The sequence below is a fragment of the Pseudomonas sp. FP2338 genome (assembly GCF_030687515.1).
GTDB lineage: Bacteria > Pseudomonadota > Gammaproteobacteria > Pseudomonadales > Pseudomonadaceae > Aquipseudomonas > Aquipseudomonas salomonii.
The window spans coordinates 1,590,005-1,607,577 of sequence record NZ_CP117436.1 but is presented as its reverse complement, the minus strand read 5'-3'; the positions used below and the strand labels follow the sequence as shown (position 1 = coordinate 1,607,577).

The 17,573-nt window shown below is 59.8% G+C and carries 16 protein-coding genes; 9 read left to right on the top strand and 7 right to left on the bottom strand.

The annotated features are described in order from the left end of the window. Positions 1–87: 87 nt before the first annotated feature. Positions 88–930 (bottom strand): pca regulon transcriptional regulator PcaR, encoded by an 843-nt coding sequence (pcaR, locus tag PSH96_RS07225; protein WP_017137228.1) that lies wholly within the window; start codon positions 928–930, stop codon positions 88–90. A 504-nt stretch (positions 931–1,434) separates the two neighbouring features. Between pcaR and PSH96_RS07220 the strand changes: the two genes are divergently transcribed. Beyond that, a complete protein-coding gene (locus PSH96_RS07220) occupies positions 1,435–1,635 on the top strand; it encodes a hypothetical protein (RefSeq protein ID WP_003189295.1) in 201 nt (66 codons plus the stop codon). Positions 1,636–1,969: 334 nt separating this feature from the next. Further along, positions 1,970–3,445 carry an inorganic phosphate transporter gene (locus tag PSH96_RS07215; protein ID WP_056857464.1) on the top strand — a complete coding sequence of 492 codons (1,476 nt, stop codon included), beginning with the start codon at positions 1,970–1,972 and terminating at the stop codon, positions 3,443–3,445. Between the two features lie 177 nt (positions 3,446–3,622). On the opposite strand, the gene ccoM is transcribed toward PSH96_RS07215, so the two are convergent. The 3 genes from ccoM to PSH96_RS07200 form a co-directional block, all read right to left on the bottom strand. Beyond that, positions 3,623–3,739, bottom strand: a complete 117-nt coding sequence (gene ccoM, locus PSH96_RS07210; RefSeq protein ID WP_017137226.1) for a cytochrome c oxidase subunit CcoM — start codon at positions 3,737–3,739, stop codon at positions 3,623–3,625. A 143-nt stretch (positions 3,740–3,882) separates the two neighbouring features. Next, positions 3,883–4,044, bottom strand: a complete 162-nt coding sequence (locus PSH96_RS07205) for a hypothetical protein (protein ID WP_164484814.1) — start codon at positions 4,042–4,044, stop codon at positions 3,883–3,885. 101 nt (positions 4,045–4,145) lie between these two features. Beyond that, positions 4,146–4,631: a lipocalin-like domain-containing protein gene (locus PSH96_RS07200; RefSeq protein WP_305458463.1), complete on the bottom strand. Its 486-nt coding sequence runs from the start codon at positions 4,629–4,631 to the stop codon at positions 4,146–4,148. Between the two features lie 158 nt (positions 4,632–4,789). Between PSH96_RS07200 and PSH96_RS07195 the strand changes: the two genes are divergently transcribed. From PSH96_RS07195 to PSH96_RS07185, 3 genes are all read left to right on the top strand, one after another. Then, the gene (locus tag PSH96_RS07195; protein WP_305458461.1) at positions 4,790–5,662 is read left to right on the top strand and encodes a LysR substrate-binding domain-containing protein; all 873 of its coding nucleotides are present in this window, start codon (positions 4,790–4,792) and stop codon (positions 5,660–5,662) included. 90 nt (positions 5,663–5,752) lie between these two features. After that, a complete protein-coding gene (locus tag PSH96_RS07190) occupies positions 5,753–6,223 on the top strand; it encodes a RidA family protein (RefSeq protein ID WP_305458459.1) in 471 nt (156 codons plus the stop codon). After that, positions 6,220–7,401: an aminotransferase class V-fold PLP-dependent enzyme gene (locus tag PSH96_RS07185; RefSeq protein ID WP_305458457.1), complete on the top strand. Its 1,182-nt coding sequence runs from the start codon at positions 6,220–6,222 to the stop codon at positions 7,399–7,401. Before PSH96_RS07190 ends, PSH96_RS07185 begins: the two co-directional genes overlap by 4 nt. Here the strand turns inward: PSH96_RS07185 and PSH96_RS07180 are convergent. Beyond that, the gene (locus tag PSH96_RS07180) at positions 7,398–7,739 is read right to left on the bottom strand and encodes a hypothetical protein (RefSeq protein WP_056857468.1); all 342 of its coding nucleotides are present in this window, start codon (positions 7,737–7,739) and stop codon (positions 7,398–7,400) included. The genes PSH96_RS07185 and PSH96_RS07180 overlap by 4 nt on opposite strands. Before the next feature lie 217 nt (positions 7,740–7,956). On the opposite strand from PSH96_RS07180, the gene rapA reads away from it, so the two are divergent. Further along, a complete protein-coding gene (gene rapA, locus PSH96_RS07175) occupies positions 7,957–10,803 on the top strand; it encodes an RNA polymerase-associated protein RapA (RefSeq protein WP_305458454.1) in 2,847 nt (948 codons plus the stop codon). A gap of 157 nt (positions 10,804–10,960) precedes the next feature. On the opposite strand, the gene PSH96_RS07170 is transcribed toward rapA, so the two are convergent. Continuing rightward, positions 10,961–12,307 (bottom strand): MFS transporter, encoded by a 1,347-nt coding sequence (locus PSH96_RS07170; protein WP_305458452.1) that lies wholly within the window; start codon positions 12,305–12,307, stop codon positions 10,961–10,963. Positions 12,308–12,558: 251 nt separating this feature from the next. On the opposite strand from PSH96_RS07170, the gene PSH96_RS07165 reads away from it, so the two are divergent. Together PSH96_RS07165 and PSH96_RS07160 are read left to right on the top strand one after the other, a co-directional pair. Then, the gene (locus tag PSH96_RS07165; protein ID WP_305458450.1) at positions 12,559–12,924 is read left to right on the top strand and encodes a YkgJ family cysteine cluster protein; all 366 of its coding nucleotides are present in this window, start codon (positions 12,559–12,561) and stop codon (positions 12,922–12,924) included. 138 nt (positions 12,925–13,062) lie between these two features. Then, positions 13,063–15,327, top strand: a complete 2,265-nt coding sequence (locus PSH96_RS07160) for a bifunctional diguanylate cyclase/phosphodiesterase (protein ID WP_305458448.1) — start codon at positions 13,063–13,065, stop codon at positions 15,325–15,327. 294 nt (positions 15,328–15,621) lie between these two features. Here the strand turns inward: PSH96_RS07160 and PSH96_RS07155 are convergent, their stop codons facing one another. After that, positions 15,622–15,942, bottom strand: a complete 321-nt coding sequence (locus tag PSH96_RS07155; protein ID WP_305458447.1) for a DUF2288 domain-containing protein — start codon at positions 15,940–15,942, stop codon at positions 15,622–15,624. Between the two features lie 341 nt (positions 15,943–16,283). On the opposite strand from PSH96_RS07155, the gene PSH96_RS07150 reads away from it, so the two are divergent. Further along, positions 16,284–17,411, top strand: coding sequence for a branched-chain amino acid ABC transporter substrate-binding protein (locus PSH96_RS07150; protein ID WP_017137213.1), 1,128 nt, complete (start codon positions 16,284–16,286; stop codon positions 17,409–17,411). The last annotated feature ends 162 nt before the right edge of the window (positions 17,412–17,573 follow it).

Genomic DNA, 17,573 nt, shown 5'->3' with positions numbered 1-17,573 from the left:
CGGCTCTTCAGAGCGCTGCCGCACAGTAATAAGTCGGGGGAAACAGCGTCAATTGATCAAGCCGGGATCTGTGCGGTCACCGAACACTTAGGCAAACAGTTGCGCACTCAGCTCACGGCTGGCGCTGAGCATGCTCGGCAGGAAACGCTGTTCCAGCTCGCTGCGGCTGACGCGCCCGGCGTGGGTACTGACATTGAGCGCGGCCAACACCTGGCCGGACGCGTCGTACACCGGCACGGCGATGGAGCGCAGGCCCTGTTCCAGTTCCTGGTCGACGATGCACCAGCCTTGTTGACGCACTTGTTGCAGGCATTCGAACAAGGCTTCGGGGGTGGTCAGGGTGCGGCTGGTCTTGGTTTGCAGGTCGGCGTGGTCGAGATAGTCCTTGAGCGAAGCATCGTCCAGCGCCGCCAGGAGGATGCGCCCCATCGATGTGCAATACGCCGGCAAACGCCCGCCCACCGACAGGTCCACCGAGATCAGGCGCTGGGTGGTGGCCGAGCGGGCAATATAAAGGATGTCGTCGCCTTCCAGGGTCGCCATGTTGCAGGCTTCGTGCAATTGCTCGCTCATGCGGTCCAGGTACGGCTGGGCCGACACGGCCAATGGCGTGGAGGACAAATAGGCATGCCCCAGGGTCAGGACTTTGGGCAGCAGTGAATAGGTGCGCCCATCGGTGGTGGCATAACCGAGTTTGATCAAGGTGTGCAGACAACGGCGCACGGCGGCGCGCGGGATTTCGGTGCGATGGCTGATCTGGGCGATGGTCAGGTGGCGCTTGCGCTCCTGAAACGCCTGCACCACCGCCAGGCCTCGGGCCAGGGAGGTCATGAAGTCCGGATCACCGGTAAACGCCTGGATACGCTTGGCCGGTGAAGCCACGATCGGCGGCGCCACTGACGCGAAGGAGTTGCGCAATTGATCGTTCATTTCAAGGGTCCTTTCTCTTGTTTTCAACCGCTGGGAGGGTTGGCCGTCATTACAAGCCGCGCCGGTCGGGATGTACAAGGCGACGCCCGCAACATTGGGCGATTATCGGACGCTCATGCGATTATCGCAATTCTCCTGGTGGAACCCGACAGCCGCATGGACCACTACAGTTGTGCGCACAACGGGCGAAGGACTCACATCGCCATGTAACAAAAGCCTCACACGAAGTTGACGCTTTTTAACTTGATGCTGATAGTTTTATTCAAATGCGCCGCTATAATGCAGCTTGTGCAGAGGTCAGCCCGGTTTCATTATCATCGGGAGTGGAGCTCACCAGGCGATGCGCATTGCAGGCATCACCGGTCACACATACCTGTTTATAAGATCTGCCCTTTGGTCCTTTTCAAACTTGAATGGTTTTACTGTTCAATTTCAAACAACCCGAGGACGACTTTCAGGCATGACGCTGCACCGTCAATACACTCAACTTAATTAGGTAACACTGTGACGAAAGACGAACTGCGCGCGGAACTTGAGCGCCAGGAACAACGTTACAAGGACGTTTACGGCGGGGAAGTCACCACCTACGCCGCGCAACCTGAACCCGAGCGCAAACCCTGGCGCAAAAGGGCCAGTTTGCTGGATCAGGCATTTGCCCAGGAAATTCAAAAGATTGAACAGGAACTCAAAACCGAAGAGCCATAAGCCCTTCGCTCAGAGTTTCCAGGGTTTTGCTGTCTCTGCTGGCTCACCGCCAGCGGAGGGCACCGCGCATTGACTCACCATTGGTCAGCGTCCTGCTGCTGCCAACGAAATTTCATACAAATGTTTCAGACATGACGTTTGCATGACCAATCCGTGTCTTTTCGGCCCCGCACTTTATAAATCAAAGACTTGCCAAAGCCCCGAAAACCCTGGGATGCGCCGCGTCGCCCGGTGTTTTTTCAGTGAAGATTGTTACCGATGAGCAGCTAATGCATCGATTACTGAGGTTTTCTGGCATAATCGCGCCCCCTTACGACCGGGTCAGAAAACCTTCATGATCGATTTATTCAGCGGACTGGATGCTTGGGTTCTAGTGAGCCTGTTGCTCGCCCTGGCCTTTGTCCTCGCCTTCGAGTTCATCAATGGCTTTCATGACACCGCTAACGCGGTGGCCACAGTCATCTACACCAAAGCCATGCCGCCACACCTGGCCGTGTTCTTCTCCGGGGTGTTCAACTTCCTCGGCGTATTGCTCGGTGGTGTGGGTGTCGCCTACGCCATCGTGCACTTGCTGCCGGTGGAGTTGCTGATCAATGTGAACACCGGCCATGGCCTGGCAATGGTCTTCTCTTTATTGGCAGCGGCGATCACCTGGAACCTGGGCACCTGGTACTTCGGTATCCCGGCCTCCAGCTCCCACACCTTGATCGGCTCGATCCTCGGTGTCGGCCTGGCCAATGCCCTGATCAACGACATCCCCCTGGCTGACGGTGTGAACTGGCAGAAAGCTATCGATATCGGCGCTTCCCTGGTGTTCTCGCCGATGGCCGGTTTCCTGGTCGCAGCCTTGGTGCTGATCGGCCTGAAATGGTGGCGCCCACTGTCGAAAATGCACAAGACCCCGGACCAGCGCCGCAAGCTTGACGACAAGAAGCACCCACCGTTCTGGAACCGTCTGGTACTGGTGATCTCGGCCATGGCCGTGAGCTTCGTGCACGGCTCCAACGATGGCCAGAAGGGTATCGGCCTGATCATGCTGGTGCTCATCGGTATCGTACCGGCGCAGTTCGTACTCGACCTGGGCAGCACCACCTACCAGATTGAACGTACTCGCGACGCTACTGTGCACTTGAGCCAGTTCTACGAGCGCAATAACGCCACGCTCGGCGAGTTCCTGGCACTGGGCAAAAGCGTCAAGGACGACCTGCCGGGCAAGTTCCAGTGCAACCCGCAGCAGACCGAACCGACCATCAATGCGTTGATGGACACCCTGAAAGGCGTTTCCGACTACCACTCACTGACTGCCGAGCACCGCATTGAAGTGCGCCGCTACCTGCTGTGCCTGGACGACACCGCGAAGAAAGTCGGCAAGCTGCCGGGCCTGGATGCGCGTGAGAAGTCCGACCTGGACAAGCTGCGCAAAGACTTGACCGCCACCACCGAATACGCCCCGTTCTGGGTGATCCTCGCCGTCGCGCTGGCCCTGGGCCTGGGCACCATGGTGGGCTGGAAACGTGTGGTACTGACCATCGGTGAGAAGATCGGCAAGCAAGGCATGACCTATGCCCAAGGCATGTCGGCGCAAATCACCACGGCGAGCATGATTGGCCTGGCCAACATCTTCAGCCTGCCGGTGTCGACTACCCACGTGTTGTCGTCCGGTGTGGCCGGCACCATGGTCGCCAACAAAAGCGGGCTGCAAGGTGGCACGGTGAAGACCATCCTGATGGCCTGGGTGTTGACCTTGCCGGCAACCGTGGGCCTGTCGGCCGGGTTGTTCTGGCTGGCGTCCAAGGCATTGGGTAGCTGATAGGCTGCGGCTGTAAAAAGAAGGCGCGATCCTGATGGGGATCGCGCCTTTTTTTATCTCCACAGATCGTTCCCACGCTCTGAACGATCATCTGCACAACACATTAAATAGCGGGCAAAAAAAAGGGCGACCGAAGTCGCCCAAAATGCCTTGCGTGCTCATGTAACCCGGAAGAACTTACGGTTCTTTACGCTTATTAGCGTCCTTCCAGATAAAAATCCCAAACCCTACAAAAAACAGCACCATGAGGCTGACAGTCAGCACCCCGGCAAATACCACATTATCGAAAAACATGACCGGCCTCCTGCTCATGCCCTGTTGCGATAGGGCTAAGTTAATGGAGAAGGCGGATTGGAAAATTGACGGGGATCAATGTCGCCCGCAACGGGGCGTAAAGAAGGGCAATAACTGACCTGCATCAACAGATGCAGGTTGTTTCAACGCTTTTTCGGTTTGTTCTTCGACTTCTTCTTGGTTTTGCCTAAAGGCATCGCCTGCTCAAACGCCTGGCGTACTTCGTTCAGGCGTTTGTCATTCAGGTCATGCACACGCTTGGCGCGTTCGGCATTCAGGTCAATCAGCTTGTCGTCATCACTCATGGCTTGGCATACGTCGTGGCGGGAATGGCTCAATAATGCGGCCTCTCCCGCTCGACGGCAAATACCAGGGTGAAAATCCTCGTACTTCCCGCTCCTGGCGCTTATATATCCCGCTCAAACGTAATGATGGAACGTGTAGTCCCCGGCCAATTCGGCATTTGGCGCCAGGGCGTCAGCACTTCCAGCGTGTTGCCCCTGACCTGAAAATCACGGCACTGCACCGTCCCCACCCACGCCGGATTCCAGGCAGAATCAACCTCTGTGCACCATTGATTGCCCTCGACCCGCTCAATACCGGTATAAGCCACCAGCGTATTCAACAGCACTGATTTTTCAGCGTCGGAAGCGCCGGGCTTTCTTCCCTCACCGGTCAACACGAAAGCCACTCGATGATCCGCGGTAAAAATAACGCGCCCGGAAGGGCGGCTGCCCATTGCCGGGATTTTCTCACGGGTATCCTGGGACTCGACCTGATAGCCGACCAGCTTCCAGGCCCCGACCAGCGGTGACTCACTCGCTGCTGCGCCCGCGCAAAGGCCCATTGAAACAGCCAACCCGATCACATTGGCCTTTATAGGGTTTTTCATCGCTCTACCGTCTCAAAAAAGACACAGAGCTTTGCGTACAGCTGCCCGGGGAGATGTAAGGCATATCCTCACACTACGACAGAAGAATCTGCGGGCGACAAAAGCAAGCACATCGCCCAAAATCGACACTTTCCAACTTACCCTGTAGGCGCACTCAGTTGGCACTGCACAATGACCTTCCGCCGCTGCTGGCCCTGCGCGCTTTTGAGGCGGTGGCGCGGCACTTGAGTTTTATCAAGGCCGCCAATGAGTTGTCGGTTACCCAGAGCGCACTCAGCCACCAGGTGCAAAAGCTCGAACAGTATCTGGGCAAACCACTGTTTATCCGACGCACCCGCGCGATTGATCTGACCGCCGACGGCCAACATTACTACGACGAAATTCGCCCGGCCCTCGACATGATTGCCGCCGCCACCCGCGCGCAAAAAGTCGCCCCCACGACCACAGTCCTGCGCGTGGGCCTGCTCGCCTCGTTCGCCACCCTGTGGCTGGCCCCACGCCTGGCCGGGTTTCTCAACCGTTATCCGCATATCCAAGTGGAACTGCTGCCGGCGATTCAATTGGCAAACGTCGCCGCCGCCGAGGTCGACCTGGCCATTCGTTATGGCAAGGGCGACTGGCCCGATGTACAGGCCACGCGCTTGATGGCGGAAGTCATTTCACCGGTATGCAGCCCGGCCTTCAAGGCCAGCCAACTGCACAACGCGCCCTTGTTGATGGCCACCTCGCACCGCCCTTTCGAGTGGACGGATTGGTCGGCGCACTATCAGGTCAACCTCGACCACCACCCGCGCGTGCTGCTGCACGATTACAACATCGTGGTCGAAGCCGCCGTGGCTGGCCAAGGCATCGCCATGGGCCGTCATCGTCTGATCGCGCGCAGGCTCCAGGACGGCAGCCTGGTAGAAGCGTTCGACTGGCCGCCCTACCACAGCGAAATCGGCTACTGGCTGATCGCCGCCCAAGGCCCGTCCAGCGAAGCCGTCGAATGTTTCAGCGCCTGGCTAAAGGAAGCTTGCTGCGACACTTGAGTTATTTCGATACGTCCCGTGAGATCTATCCGTTTGTCGCCCCTCACTGCGTCCAACATGCTCACCCCTCTTCACCCAAGAGGATTCAACATGAGCGACTCCATCCGCCAACGCGTACAAGCCTTTGGCCTGACGCTGCCAACTCCCAGCCAACCCGCAGCCAATTACATCAACCACGTCACCAGCCAGAACCAGCTGTTTATCTCCGGGCAAATTCCTATGCTCGACGGCAAACCCGCCTACATCGGCCGGCTGGGCGAATCCCTCAGCGATGAAGAAGGTGCCCTGGCGGCAGAGCTGGCGGCGTTGGGTTTGCTCGGCCAGTTAAGCGCTGCCGTCGGCGATGACCTGTCGCGCGTGGTGCGCATTATCCGTTTGGGAGTGTTCATCGCCAGCAGCGGCGATTTCACGCGCCAAAGCGGGGTTGCCAATGGCGCATCCAACCTGGTGGTGAATGCCTTGGGCGACAAAGGCCGGCATGTGCGCACCGCCGTCGGCGTGTCGAGCCTGCCCGCCGGCGTCGCCGTGGAGGTGGACGCGATTTTCGAGCTGCAGCCGTGAGCCCGCTGCAAGTCCAGCACCTGCGCGATGCCACACCCGGCTGCCAATCGGGCATCGTGCACTTCAACCATGCCGGTGCCTCACTGCCGAGCCAAGCCACCCTCGACGCGATCTTCGACCAGTTGCAGCGCGAAGCCCGCGATGGCCCGATGGAAGCCGGCGAGCATGGCGCAATCCTGGTGGAAAAAGCCCGGCGCGCAGCCGCGCAATTGCTCAATGCACCCGCCGCCTCGATGGCCTTTGCCAGCAGCGGCTCAACCGCCTGGAGCATGGCGTTCCAGGCCTTGGGGCCGTGGCAGCCGGGCGACCGCATCCTGGTGGGCCGCCATGAATGGGGCGGCAACCTGGCGAGTATGCAGTTGGCCGTGCAAGCGGGTGCACACGTGGAGGTCATTCCCTGCGATGCAACCGGCGCAGTCTGTCCGCTGGCGCTGGAAGCGATGATTGATACCAACGTCAAGCTGATCGACCTGACCTGGCTGCCGGCCAATGGCGGCCTGATCAACCCGGCCCAGGCCATCGGCGAAGTGGCCAGGCGCCACGCAATCCCCTACTTCATCGACGCAGGCCAAGCGGTCGGCCAATTGCCGGTGGATGTGCAGGCGTTGCACTGCGACGTACTCAAGTCCGCCGGGCGCAAACACCTGCGCGGGCCGCGTGGCACGGCGCTGTTGTATGTGCGGCCGGACTTTCTGCAACGCCTGAACCCCGCCCAGCGCGATGTGTTCTCGGCGCCCTGGACCGCTGAAGGGTTCGATCTGCGTAACGATGCCCGCCGCTTTGAAACCAGCGAAGTGTCCTACGCCTTATTGGCGGGGTTGGGCAATGCGTTGCAGGAAGTTAACCGACTGGGCGTGGAGCGGACGTGGGATAGAGTCTTGCAGCTCAGCGGACGAATCCGCGACGCGCTGCGTCAGATGCCGGGCGTTTCCCTGCACGATCTGGGCACGGCGCACTCCGGCCTGATCGCCTTCAACCTCGCCGGCTGGGAGGCGTTTGAACTCAAACGTCGGCTGGGACTGAAGCGCATCAACATCGGCGCCAACGGTGTGGCCTACACGCCACTGGATATGCAGGCGCGGGGGCTAACAAGCATCGCGCGGGTTTCCGTCAGCCCACTCAACACCGATCATGACATCGAGTTGCTGATCGCTGCGCTGCACGAATTGCGCGATTAAACCTCGACGTCCACCCATAGCCCCTGGCGCGGTGCATCTTCGATCAGCGGCACCACCGGCACGGTGTTGTCGGCATTGAGCTCATCGCCGGGGACCGCCAGATGCGCCTCGGGGTCTGCATCCGCTTCGCGCCGGCGTTTCTGTTGCTCTTGCTGACGGCGTTGTTCTTCGCGCAACAGCAGGGTCGACTGCTCGGCATCGCCCTTTTTCAGGTCGATGGTGCTTTCGTTGGAGCCGGCCTGCACGGGCACCACGGGCGGGATGTCCGGCTTCTGGCGCACCGGATCAAGTTGCGACGTGACCGGCACAACGCTCAAGGGCAGTATGGGTGGCAGCATGGTTTTTAGTCTCCTATTGCGCAGACTGTCGGCTGCGGGAGGGGGGACTTGAGTGCCAAGCCCCCAACTTGTGAACCAATCGTCATCTATCCGACGAACCTATCGCCCTTTTTCTTGCCGCTTGTAGCTTAAAGCTTGAAGCTGCACCTATTCCTTTTGGTCTGGAAGCCGTGTTCCGTTAGAATAGTCGGCTTTTTCACGGCGGGAGTCAGGCAGCATGGCGCAGCAGTATCAACCGGGGCAACGCTGGATTAGTGACAGCGAAGCAGAGCTGGGGTTAGGCACCGTTCTGGCACAGGACGGGCGCTTGTTGACCGTGCTCTATCCGGCCACTGGCGACACTCGTCAGTATGCGCTACGGAATGCGCCCCTCACTCGTGTGAGGTTTTCGCCGGGTGACAGCATCACCCATTTCGAAGGCTGGAAAATGACCGTACAGGAAGTCGACGACGTCGATGGCCTGCTGGTCTACCACGGCCTTAACGGGCAGAACGAGCAGGTCACCCTGCCGGAAACCCAACTGTCGAACTTTATCCAGTTCCGCCTGGCCAGCGACCGTTTGTTCGCCGGGCAGATCGACCCGCTGGCCTGGTTCTCGCTGCGCTACCACACGCTGGAACACACCAGCCGTCAGTTGCAGTCCTCGTTGTGGGGCCTGGGCGGCGTGCGTGCGCAACCTATTGCTCACCAACTGCACATTGCCCGTGAAGTCGCTGACCGTATCGCGCCACGGGTATTGCTGGCCGACGAAGTGGGCCTGGGCAAGACCATCGAAGCGGGCCTTGTGATCCATCGCCAGCTGCTGTCGGGCCGCGCCAACCGCGTGCTGATCCTGGTGCCGGAAAACCTCCAGCACCAGTGGCTGGTGGAAATGCGCCGCCGTTTCAACCTGCAGGTTGCGCTGTTCGACGAAGAACGTTTTATCGAAAGCGATGCCACCAACCCGTTCGAAGACACCCAGCTGGCGCTGGTGGCTCTGGAATGGCTGGTGGATGACGAGAAGGCCCAGGACGCGCTGTTCGCCGCCGGCTGGGACCTGCTGGTGGTCGACGAAGCCCACCACCTGGTGTGGCATGAAGAAAAAGCCAGCCCGGAATACGCGCTGGTCGAGCAACTGGCCGAAGTGATCCCAGGCGTGCTGCTGCTGACCGCCACCCCGGAACAACTGGGCCAGGACAGCCACTTCGCGCGCCTGCGCCTGTTGGACCCGAACCGCTTCCACGACCTGCACGCCTTCCGCGCCGAAAGCGAGAACTACCGCCCGGTGGCCGAAGCCGTGCAGGAGCTGCTGGACAAGGGCCGCCTGTCGCCAAAAGCGCACAAGACCATTCAGGGTTTCCTCGGTGACGAAGGTGAAGCATTGCTCACCGCCGTCAACGATGGCGACACCGAAGCCAGCGCGCGCCTGGTGCGTGAGCTGCTCGACCGCCACGGCACCGGCCGCGTACTGTTCCGTAACACCCGCGCCGCCGTGCAGGGTTTCCCGGAGCGCAAGCTGCACGCTTACCCGCTGCCGAACCCGGACGAGTACCTCGAACTGCCGCTGGGCGAACACGCCGAGCTGTACCCGGAAGTCAGCTTCCAGTCGCAGCCGGATGTAGAAGAAGAAAACCGCTGGTGGCGTTTCGACCCGCGCGTCGAGTGGCTGATCGACCAGCTGAAAATGCTCAAGCGCACCAAAGTGCTGGTGATCTGCGCCCACGCCGAAACCGCCATGGACCTGGAAGACGCCCTGCGCGTGCGCTCCGGCATCCCGGCCACGGTGTTCCACGAGGGCATGAACATCCTCGAGCGTGACCGCGCCGCTGCCTATTTCGCCGATGAAGAGTTCGGCGCCCAGGTGCTGATCTGCTCGGAAATCGGCAGTGAAGGCCGCAACTTCCAGTTCTCCCACCACTTGGTGCTGTTCGACCTGCCGTCGCACCCCGACCTGCTGGAACAGCGGATCGGCCGTCTGGACCGGATCGGCCAGAAGCATGTGATCGAACTGCACGTGCCGTACCTGCAAACCAGCCCGCAAGAGCGCCTGTTCCAGTGGTACCACGAAGCGCTGAACGCGTTCCTCAACACCTGCCCGACCGGCAACGCCTTGCAGCATCAGTTCGGCTCGCGCCTGCTGCCGCTGCTGGAAAACGCCGACGACGGCGAGTGGCAAGCCTTGATCGACGAAGCCCGTGCCGAGCGCGAGCGCCTGGGACAGGAACTGCACACCGGTCGCGACCGCTTGCTGGAGCTCAACTCCGGCGGCGCGGGTGAAGGCGATGCGCTGGTGGAAGACATTCTTGAGCAAGACGACCAGTTCGCCCTGCCGATCTACATGGAAACCCTGTTCGACGCCTTCGGCATCGACAGCGAAGACCATTCGGAAAACGCACTGATCCTCAAGCCCAGCGAAAAAATGCTCGACGCCAGCTTCCCCTTGGGCGACGACGAAGGTGTGACCATCACCTACGACCGCAACCAGGCGCTGTCGCGTGAAGACATGCAGTTCATCACGTGGGAACACCCGATGGTGCAAGGCGGCATGGACCTGGTGCTGTCCGGCTCGATGGGCAACACCGCCGTGGCGCTGATCAAGAACAAGGCGCTCAAGCCGGGCACCGTGTTGCTCGAACTGCTCTACGTCAGCGAAGTGGTGGCACCGCGCTCGCTGCAACTGGGTCGTTACTTGCCGCCGGCGGCGCTGCGCTGCCTGCTGGACACCAACGGCAATGACCTGTCCGGTCGTGTGTCGTTTGAAACCCTCAATGACCAGCTGGAAAGCGTGCCACGCGCCAGCGCCAACAAGTTCGTGCAGGCCCAGCGCGATCAACTCACGCCACGCATCAATGCCGGCGAAGAGAAGATCACCCCGCGCCACGCCGAGCGTGTGGCCGAGGCCAAACGTCGTCTGGCAGCCGACACCGACGAAGAACTGGCGCGCCTGACCGCGTTGCAAGCGGTCAACCCGACCGTGCGCGACAGCGAGCTGGTGGCGCTGCGCAACCAGCGCGAGCAAGGCCTGGCCATGCTCGACAAGGCGGCGCTGCGGTTGGAAGCGATTCGGGTGTTGGTGGCGGGTTGATAACCGCCCTGCCCTGCTAAAAAAGAAGGCCCGCGTATTGCGGGCCTTTTTTATTGGCCTGAAGGACCTCATCGCAGGCAAGCCAGCTCCCACAATTGAAGGTATTCACACATCAACATGTGGGAGCTGGCTTGCCTGCGATGGCGTCACCTCGGTCTCATGCTGTCGCCGCCCCAGCCGGCACCTCTACCGCCCCCAGCCCATCCTTCATCTTCTTGGCATCGCGCACAAAACTGCGCGAGGCCTGGAACAGAAACAGCATGGTCAAGAACAGCGCCACCGGAATCAGGTACATGGCGTCGTGCAACCCCACCGCTTTATACGCTTCGGTCATCTGCGAGGCGCCATCGGCATACATTGCCGAATGGGCAAAATGATCAGACAGGCCGCCCACCACCACCGGCCCCATGCCACCGCCAAGCAAGTACAAGCCGGCAAAAAACAGCGCCATCGCCGTGGCGCGCAGGCGCGGCTCAACCACGTCCTGGATCGCCGTGTACACGCAGGTGTAGAAGTTATAGGCAAACAACCAGCCCACACTGAACAGCGCCACAAACACGCCAATCTCAATGCGCCCGGCATGCAAGGCCCAGGCAGTGGTGATGGTCGAGATAATCAGGCTGCACGCGGCAAACAGCAGCCGGCCGTTGGCGACCCGCTGATGGATCTTGTCGGCAATCCAACCGCCCAGGGTCAGGCCCACCAGCCCGGTGATGCCGACAATTACGCCGGTGGCCACCGCGGCGTCCTGCAACGGCATCAGGAAATAGCGCTGCAACATCGGCACCAGGAACGAGTTGCACGCATAGGTGGCGAAGTTAAAGCACAACCCGGCCAGCACCAGCCACAGGAAGGTCGGTACTGCCAAGACACGACGAATCGGGCGGTCGACGCGCTCCTGGGAGACTTGCACGGTTTCCGCCGCGCCGCGCTTGGGTTCCTTGATATAGAACATGAAGATCGCGAGGATCAGCCCCGGCACGGCGGCGATAAAGAACGGTGCGCGCCAGCTGTCGAACGCCTTGACCATCGCGCCAATGGTGAAGAACGCCAGCAGCAGGCCCAACGGCAAGCCCAGCATGAAAATGCCCATGGCCCGCGCGCGGCGGTGGGCGGGAAACAGGTCGCCGATCAGCGAATTAGCCGCCGGCGCATAGCTGGCTTCACCGATGCCGATGCCCATGCGCACCAGCAAAAAGGTCCAGAAGCTGCCGACCATGCCGTTGACCGCCGTCAGCCCGCTCCAGGCAAACAGGCCCCAGCCCATTAGTTTGCTGCGTGAACCGGTATCGGCCAGGCGCCCGAGCGGCAGGCCGGCGATGGCGTAGACGATGGTGAAGGCGGTGCCGATGATACCGAGCTGGAAGTCGCTCAAATGCCATTCCATGCGGATTGGCTCGATGATGATGGCGGGGATGGTGCGGTCGAAGAAATTGAACAGGTTGGCGAGAAACAGCAGGAACAGAATGCGCCAGGCATTCGCCGCTTGGGTCGAGTTCTGCATGGGTCCGTCTCTTTTATTGTTATGAGAGCTGCGATGCCCGATGCATCCTGCCCGGTACCTGCAACATAATCAGGCCGGACACGCTTGTCTGTAATGATTCGTAAAGCTGATAGGGCATGATTTCACCCGTAACCGCGGGACTTTCCCTACGAAAATATAAGTTCGCGCCCCCCTTCCCAACCGCCATGGCACGGATAGAATGGCGAGCCTTCCGTAACACCCCAATCCTACTTTTCTTATCGATGACGCCCATGTCCGAAGCCAGTCCGTGTCTGAGTTGCGGTGCCTGCTGTTCACACTTTCGTGTGTCTTTCTTCTGGGGTGAGTGCGCCTCATCGGGTGGCACAGTGCCCGATGACCTGGTGGTGCAGATCAACCCCACGCGCGTGGCGATGATCGGGACCGACCAGAAACCCGCCCGGTGTTGCAGCCTTGAGGGTGAAGTCGGCAAGGGCACCCGTTGCATCATCTATGAACAACGTTCGAGCCCCTGCCGGGAGTTCGACGCGTCATGGAGCCAGGGCGAACACAACGTCGATTGCGATACCGCCCGCGCCGCCTTTGGCCTGCCGCCGTTAGAGGCACCTTTTGAACTGGACCTGCCGATCAGCGCTTAGCATCAAACGCTATGGCGGGCATGCCAAAATGGTTGAGAGCAAAGTGCCATTATCCCTGGCAAATCCCGCGAGGCTTCTATACTCGATTTCATAGGTCATCGCCGTAGGCAGTGACGTGACGCTATGACGGGGCTTGCTATGGAATGGCTGGGTCTGCATTTTTTTACCGACCTGCCAGAGAACGGGCATTTATTACTCAATTGCAGTCATAACCCATTCCTGGTGCTACTGGCGTATCTGGTTGCTTGCGCGGCCGGTTTCGGCACGCTGGACATGGCCGAGCGTGTCGGCCATGTCGACGACCCTACCGCCCGCCGCCATTGGCGCTGGCTGGGAGCGGGTTGCCTGGCAGGTGGCATCTGGTCGACGCACTTCATCAGCATGCTGGCCTTCCAGGCACCTATCGCCATTCATTATGAATTGCTCGTGACGTTCGCCTCGCTGGTGATCGCCTTGATCGCTTCGCTGTTCGCCATGCAAACCCTGAGTCACACCCGCCTGCGATTCCATCAATATTTGCTGGCGTCGATTTGGATGGGCCTGGGTATCGCGTTCATGCATTACGTCGGCATGTCGGCCATGCGCTCCCAGGCCGATGTGTACTTCGCAACCGACCTGTTCATGGCCTCCGTGGCGATTGCCATCGGCGCCAGCCTGGCCGCGCTGTTGCTGTCGAGCTACCTGCGCACCGGCGCCGGCGTGTTCCATCAACTGCTCAAATACGCCGCCAGCCTGGTGCTGGGCGCCGGCATCCTGAGCATGCACTTTACCGGCATGGCGGCCATGCAAATGCTGGTGCCGGCCGGCGCTGACCTGTCGTTGCCACTGGATAACAACCCGATTCAACTGGGCCTGTCGGTGGCCGTGATCACCCTGCTGGTGATTGGCAGCAGCGTCAGCGCCGCCCTCGCCGACAAAAAACTGCAGCACAAGGAGCGTGACCTGCGCCGGGTCAACGCCCTGCTCAGTGAGCTGGACCAAGCCCGCGCTTCGCTGCAACAAGTAGCGCACTTCGATGCGTTGACCAGCCTGCTCAACCGTCGCGGCTTCAACCAGATCTTTGCCGAGAAGGTCGCGGAAAAAACCGCCAGTAACGGCATGATGGCGGTGATCTTCCTCGATATCGACCACTTCAAGCGCATCAATGACAGCCTCGGCCACGATGCCGGCGACCAATTGCTCACCGTGCTGGCCGGGCATATCAAGGGGTCGGTACGCAGCCATGACGATGTGGTCGCGCGGTTTGGGGGCGACGAGTTCTGCATCCTGATCAACATTCACCATCGCGACGAAGCGCGGCACCTGGCCCAGCGCATCATGCTGAAGATGAAAGAACCGATCGAACTGGCTGGTCGGCGCATGGTGATGACCACCAGCATTGGCATCAGCCTGTTCCCCGATGACGGGCTGACCTGCGAAGAGTTGCTTAAGACCGCTGACTTGGCGCTGTACCAGTCCAAAGACGCTGGGCGCAACAGCCTGAACTTCTTCAGCTCCAACCTTAAAACCCGCGCCTTCCTTGAACTGCAACTGGAAGAGGAGTTGCGCGCCGCGCTGCGCGGCCGCAATGAACTGGTGCTGTTCTACCAGCCGATCTTCGACATGAAGCTGGGCAAGGTCACCCGCCTGGAAGCACTGGTGCGCTGGCAACATCCGCAACATGGGTTGCTGGCACCGGACCGGTTTATCGGCATCGCTGAAAACAACGGGTTGATTGCCGAGCTCGACCACTGGGTATTGCGTCAGGCCTGTCACGATTTGAGCCTGCTGTCTGACCGCGGTTACCCCGAGCTGACCATGGCCGTGAACTGCTCGGCCTTGAACCTGGCCCGTGACGAGCTGGCCGATGAGATCGAAGCCGCCCTGCGTTTTGCCGGGATCGCCGCCAGCCGCCTGGAACTGGAAGTCACCGAAAACGCGCTGATGGGCAATATCAGCAGCACCCTGGCGCTGTTGCGCCAGATCCGTGCCCTGGGCGTTTCGCTGGCCATTGATGATTTCGGCACCGGTTATTCCTCCCTGGCCTACCTCAAGCGCCTGCCGCTCAATACCTTGAAGATCGACCGGTCATTTATCCAGGACATCCCCAAGTCCACCACCGATGTCGAGATCGTCCAGGCAATCATCGGCATGGCCCACACCCTGCACTTGCAGGTGGTTACCGAAGGCGTGGAAACCCAGGCGCAATTTGAACTGCTGCTCAAGCACGGCTGCGACTTTATCCAGGGTTACCTGCTCAGCCCGGCGGTGCCTTTGAGCGATGTGGTGGGTGTGATCCAGGGCATCCAGATGCGTAACCCGCTCTACCCGTTCAGCGTCGAGGGCAATAAGGACGCCCTCGCGCCGAAAGACCCCGGTGCAGGCCGCATCGGCCCGCCATCCATTGTCAGGCCAATTCGCTGACGTCGTTTTTTGGGGATTTAGCCATCATCGACTTGGATGAACGCCGACGAACGGCCAAGCTATCGGAGTACGCCGGGTACTCCTCTTGAAAAGTCAGGGTTGATCGTTCCCACGCGTGGGAACGATCTGGCTTTGCCACACCCGGAAACAATTCCCCCGATGTTTCGCCCGCTTTAAAACTGTTCCCGTGACGCTTACGTCACCGTCACCTGTGACCTTTCTCTACGGCAAGATGCCATCACGGCGTCAGCGGTTACTCCGCTACACACTTGAGCGGCGAAACAATGCGCACCTTTATAGTGCGGGACTTTCTTGCGCTGCTCTTTCCTGGATCAGTATCCACGGCGAAACCACCACCGCCCACAGGCTCGGGTCACGTTCAACCAAGTCCAGCGCCCGCGTCGCAGACACTTCGCCAAGGCTGCCCGCAGCCAGCCAACCAGCGACTTTGTCGCGGTTATCTTCGGCCATTCCTTCGGCCGCTTCGATCAAATCCAGGCCGGCGTCGACCCACAATAGGGCACCCTTGGCAAAGAACGGTTCAAGCTCCTTCCAGGAAATTTCGGCGGTTTCACCGAGCAGCTTGGCATAGAGGGTGCTAGGTTCTTGCGTCATGGGAATTCACCTGAATAAAAAATCGGCGCAATCATAGCGTCAGGTGTCAGGCAGAAAAACCCAGTTGCAAATGAGGCACCGAACGAAAGTGTCAGGAAAGCCAAGGATTGCCCGAAACTCTGGCATCACCCCGCCGCAATTCTGTCTTTTTCTTTCATTAAAGCGACACACCCAGGGTTTGCCCCCAGCAGCCAGCTTTTCAAGCGATGAACCGGCGCTCTACACTGTACCGGTACAGTTGCCAGGGCAATGCCGGGGGGATATCCGCGATATCTGATCCGGTTCTGCAGCTCACAAGGCCGCTAGAACTATAAAAAATACAACAGTAAGAGTGGAGCACTATGAATAAGGCTACTAAGCAGATTTCCAAACTGTTTGCCGCTATGGTCCTGGCTGGGGTTGCCGGCCATTCGTTCGCAGCCGACACCATCAAGATCGGCATCGCCGGGCCCAAGACAGGTCCAGTGACGCAATACGGCGACATGCAATTCATGGGTGCCAAGCAGGCAATCGCTGACATCAACGCCAAAGGCGGTGTCGACGGCAAAATGCTTGAAGCAAAAGAATACGACGATGCGTGCGATCCAAAACAAGCCGTTGCCGTAGCGAACAAAGTGGTCAACGACGGCGTCAAGTTCGTAGTCGGTCACCTTTGCTCCAGCTCCACTCAGCCAGCGTCCGACATCTATGAAGACGAAGGCGTGATCATGATCACCCCGGCTGCCACCAGCCCGGAAATCACTTCCCGTGGCTACAAGCTGGTGTTCCGCACCATCGGTCTGGACAGCGCTCAAGGCCCAGCGGCCGGCAACTACATCGCCGACCACGTGAAGCCGAAAGTCGTCGCTGTTATCCACGACAAACAGCAGTACGGTGAAGGTATCGCCACCGCCGTTAAACAGACCCTCGAGAAGAAAGGCGTGAAAGTCGCCCTGTTCGAAGGCATCAACGCTGGCGACAAAGACTTCGGCTCGCTGATCCAGAAGCTCAAGCAAGCCAACGTCGACTTCGTCTACTACGGCGGCTACCACCCAGAACTGGGCCTGATCCTGCGCCAGGCCAAGGAAAAAGGCGTGAACGCCAAGTTCATGGGCCCGGAAGGCGTGGGTAACGACTCCATCTCGCAAATTGCCCAGGGCGCTTCCGAAGGCCTGCTGGTCACCCTGCCGAAATCGTTCGACACCGACCCGGCCAACAAGGCCATCGTTGAAGAGTTCACCAAGAACAAGCAGGACCCAACCGGTCCGTTCGTGTTCCCGGCCTACTCGGCTGTTGAAGTGATCGCCGGCGGTATCGCTGCCGCGAAAAGCGAAGACACCGCCAAAGTGGCGGCTGCTATCCACGCCGGCACCTTCAAGACCCCAACCGGCGACCTGAGCTTCGACGCCAAGGGCGACCTGAAGGACTTCAAGTTCGTGGTCTACGAATGGCACTTCGGTAAACCGAAAACCGAAGTTTCCCCTCAGTAAGCCAGGCGTTACTGGTCCAACAAGCCCACTGTGAGAGCAGTGGGCTTTGTTTTACGAGGTTTATGGGCCTGTCACCCGCGATCCGGGCGCTGGCTCACCTGAAAATCTTAAAACCGTCACCAGCGGTTCGCTGGCAAACGCTTTGTGCAAATGTGCTCACAG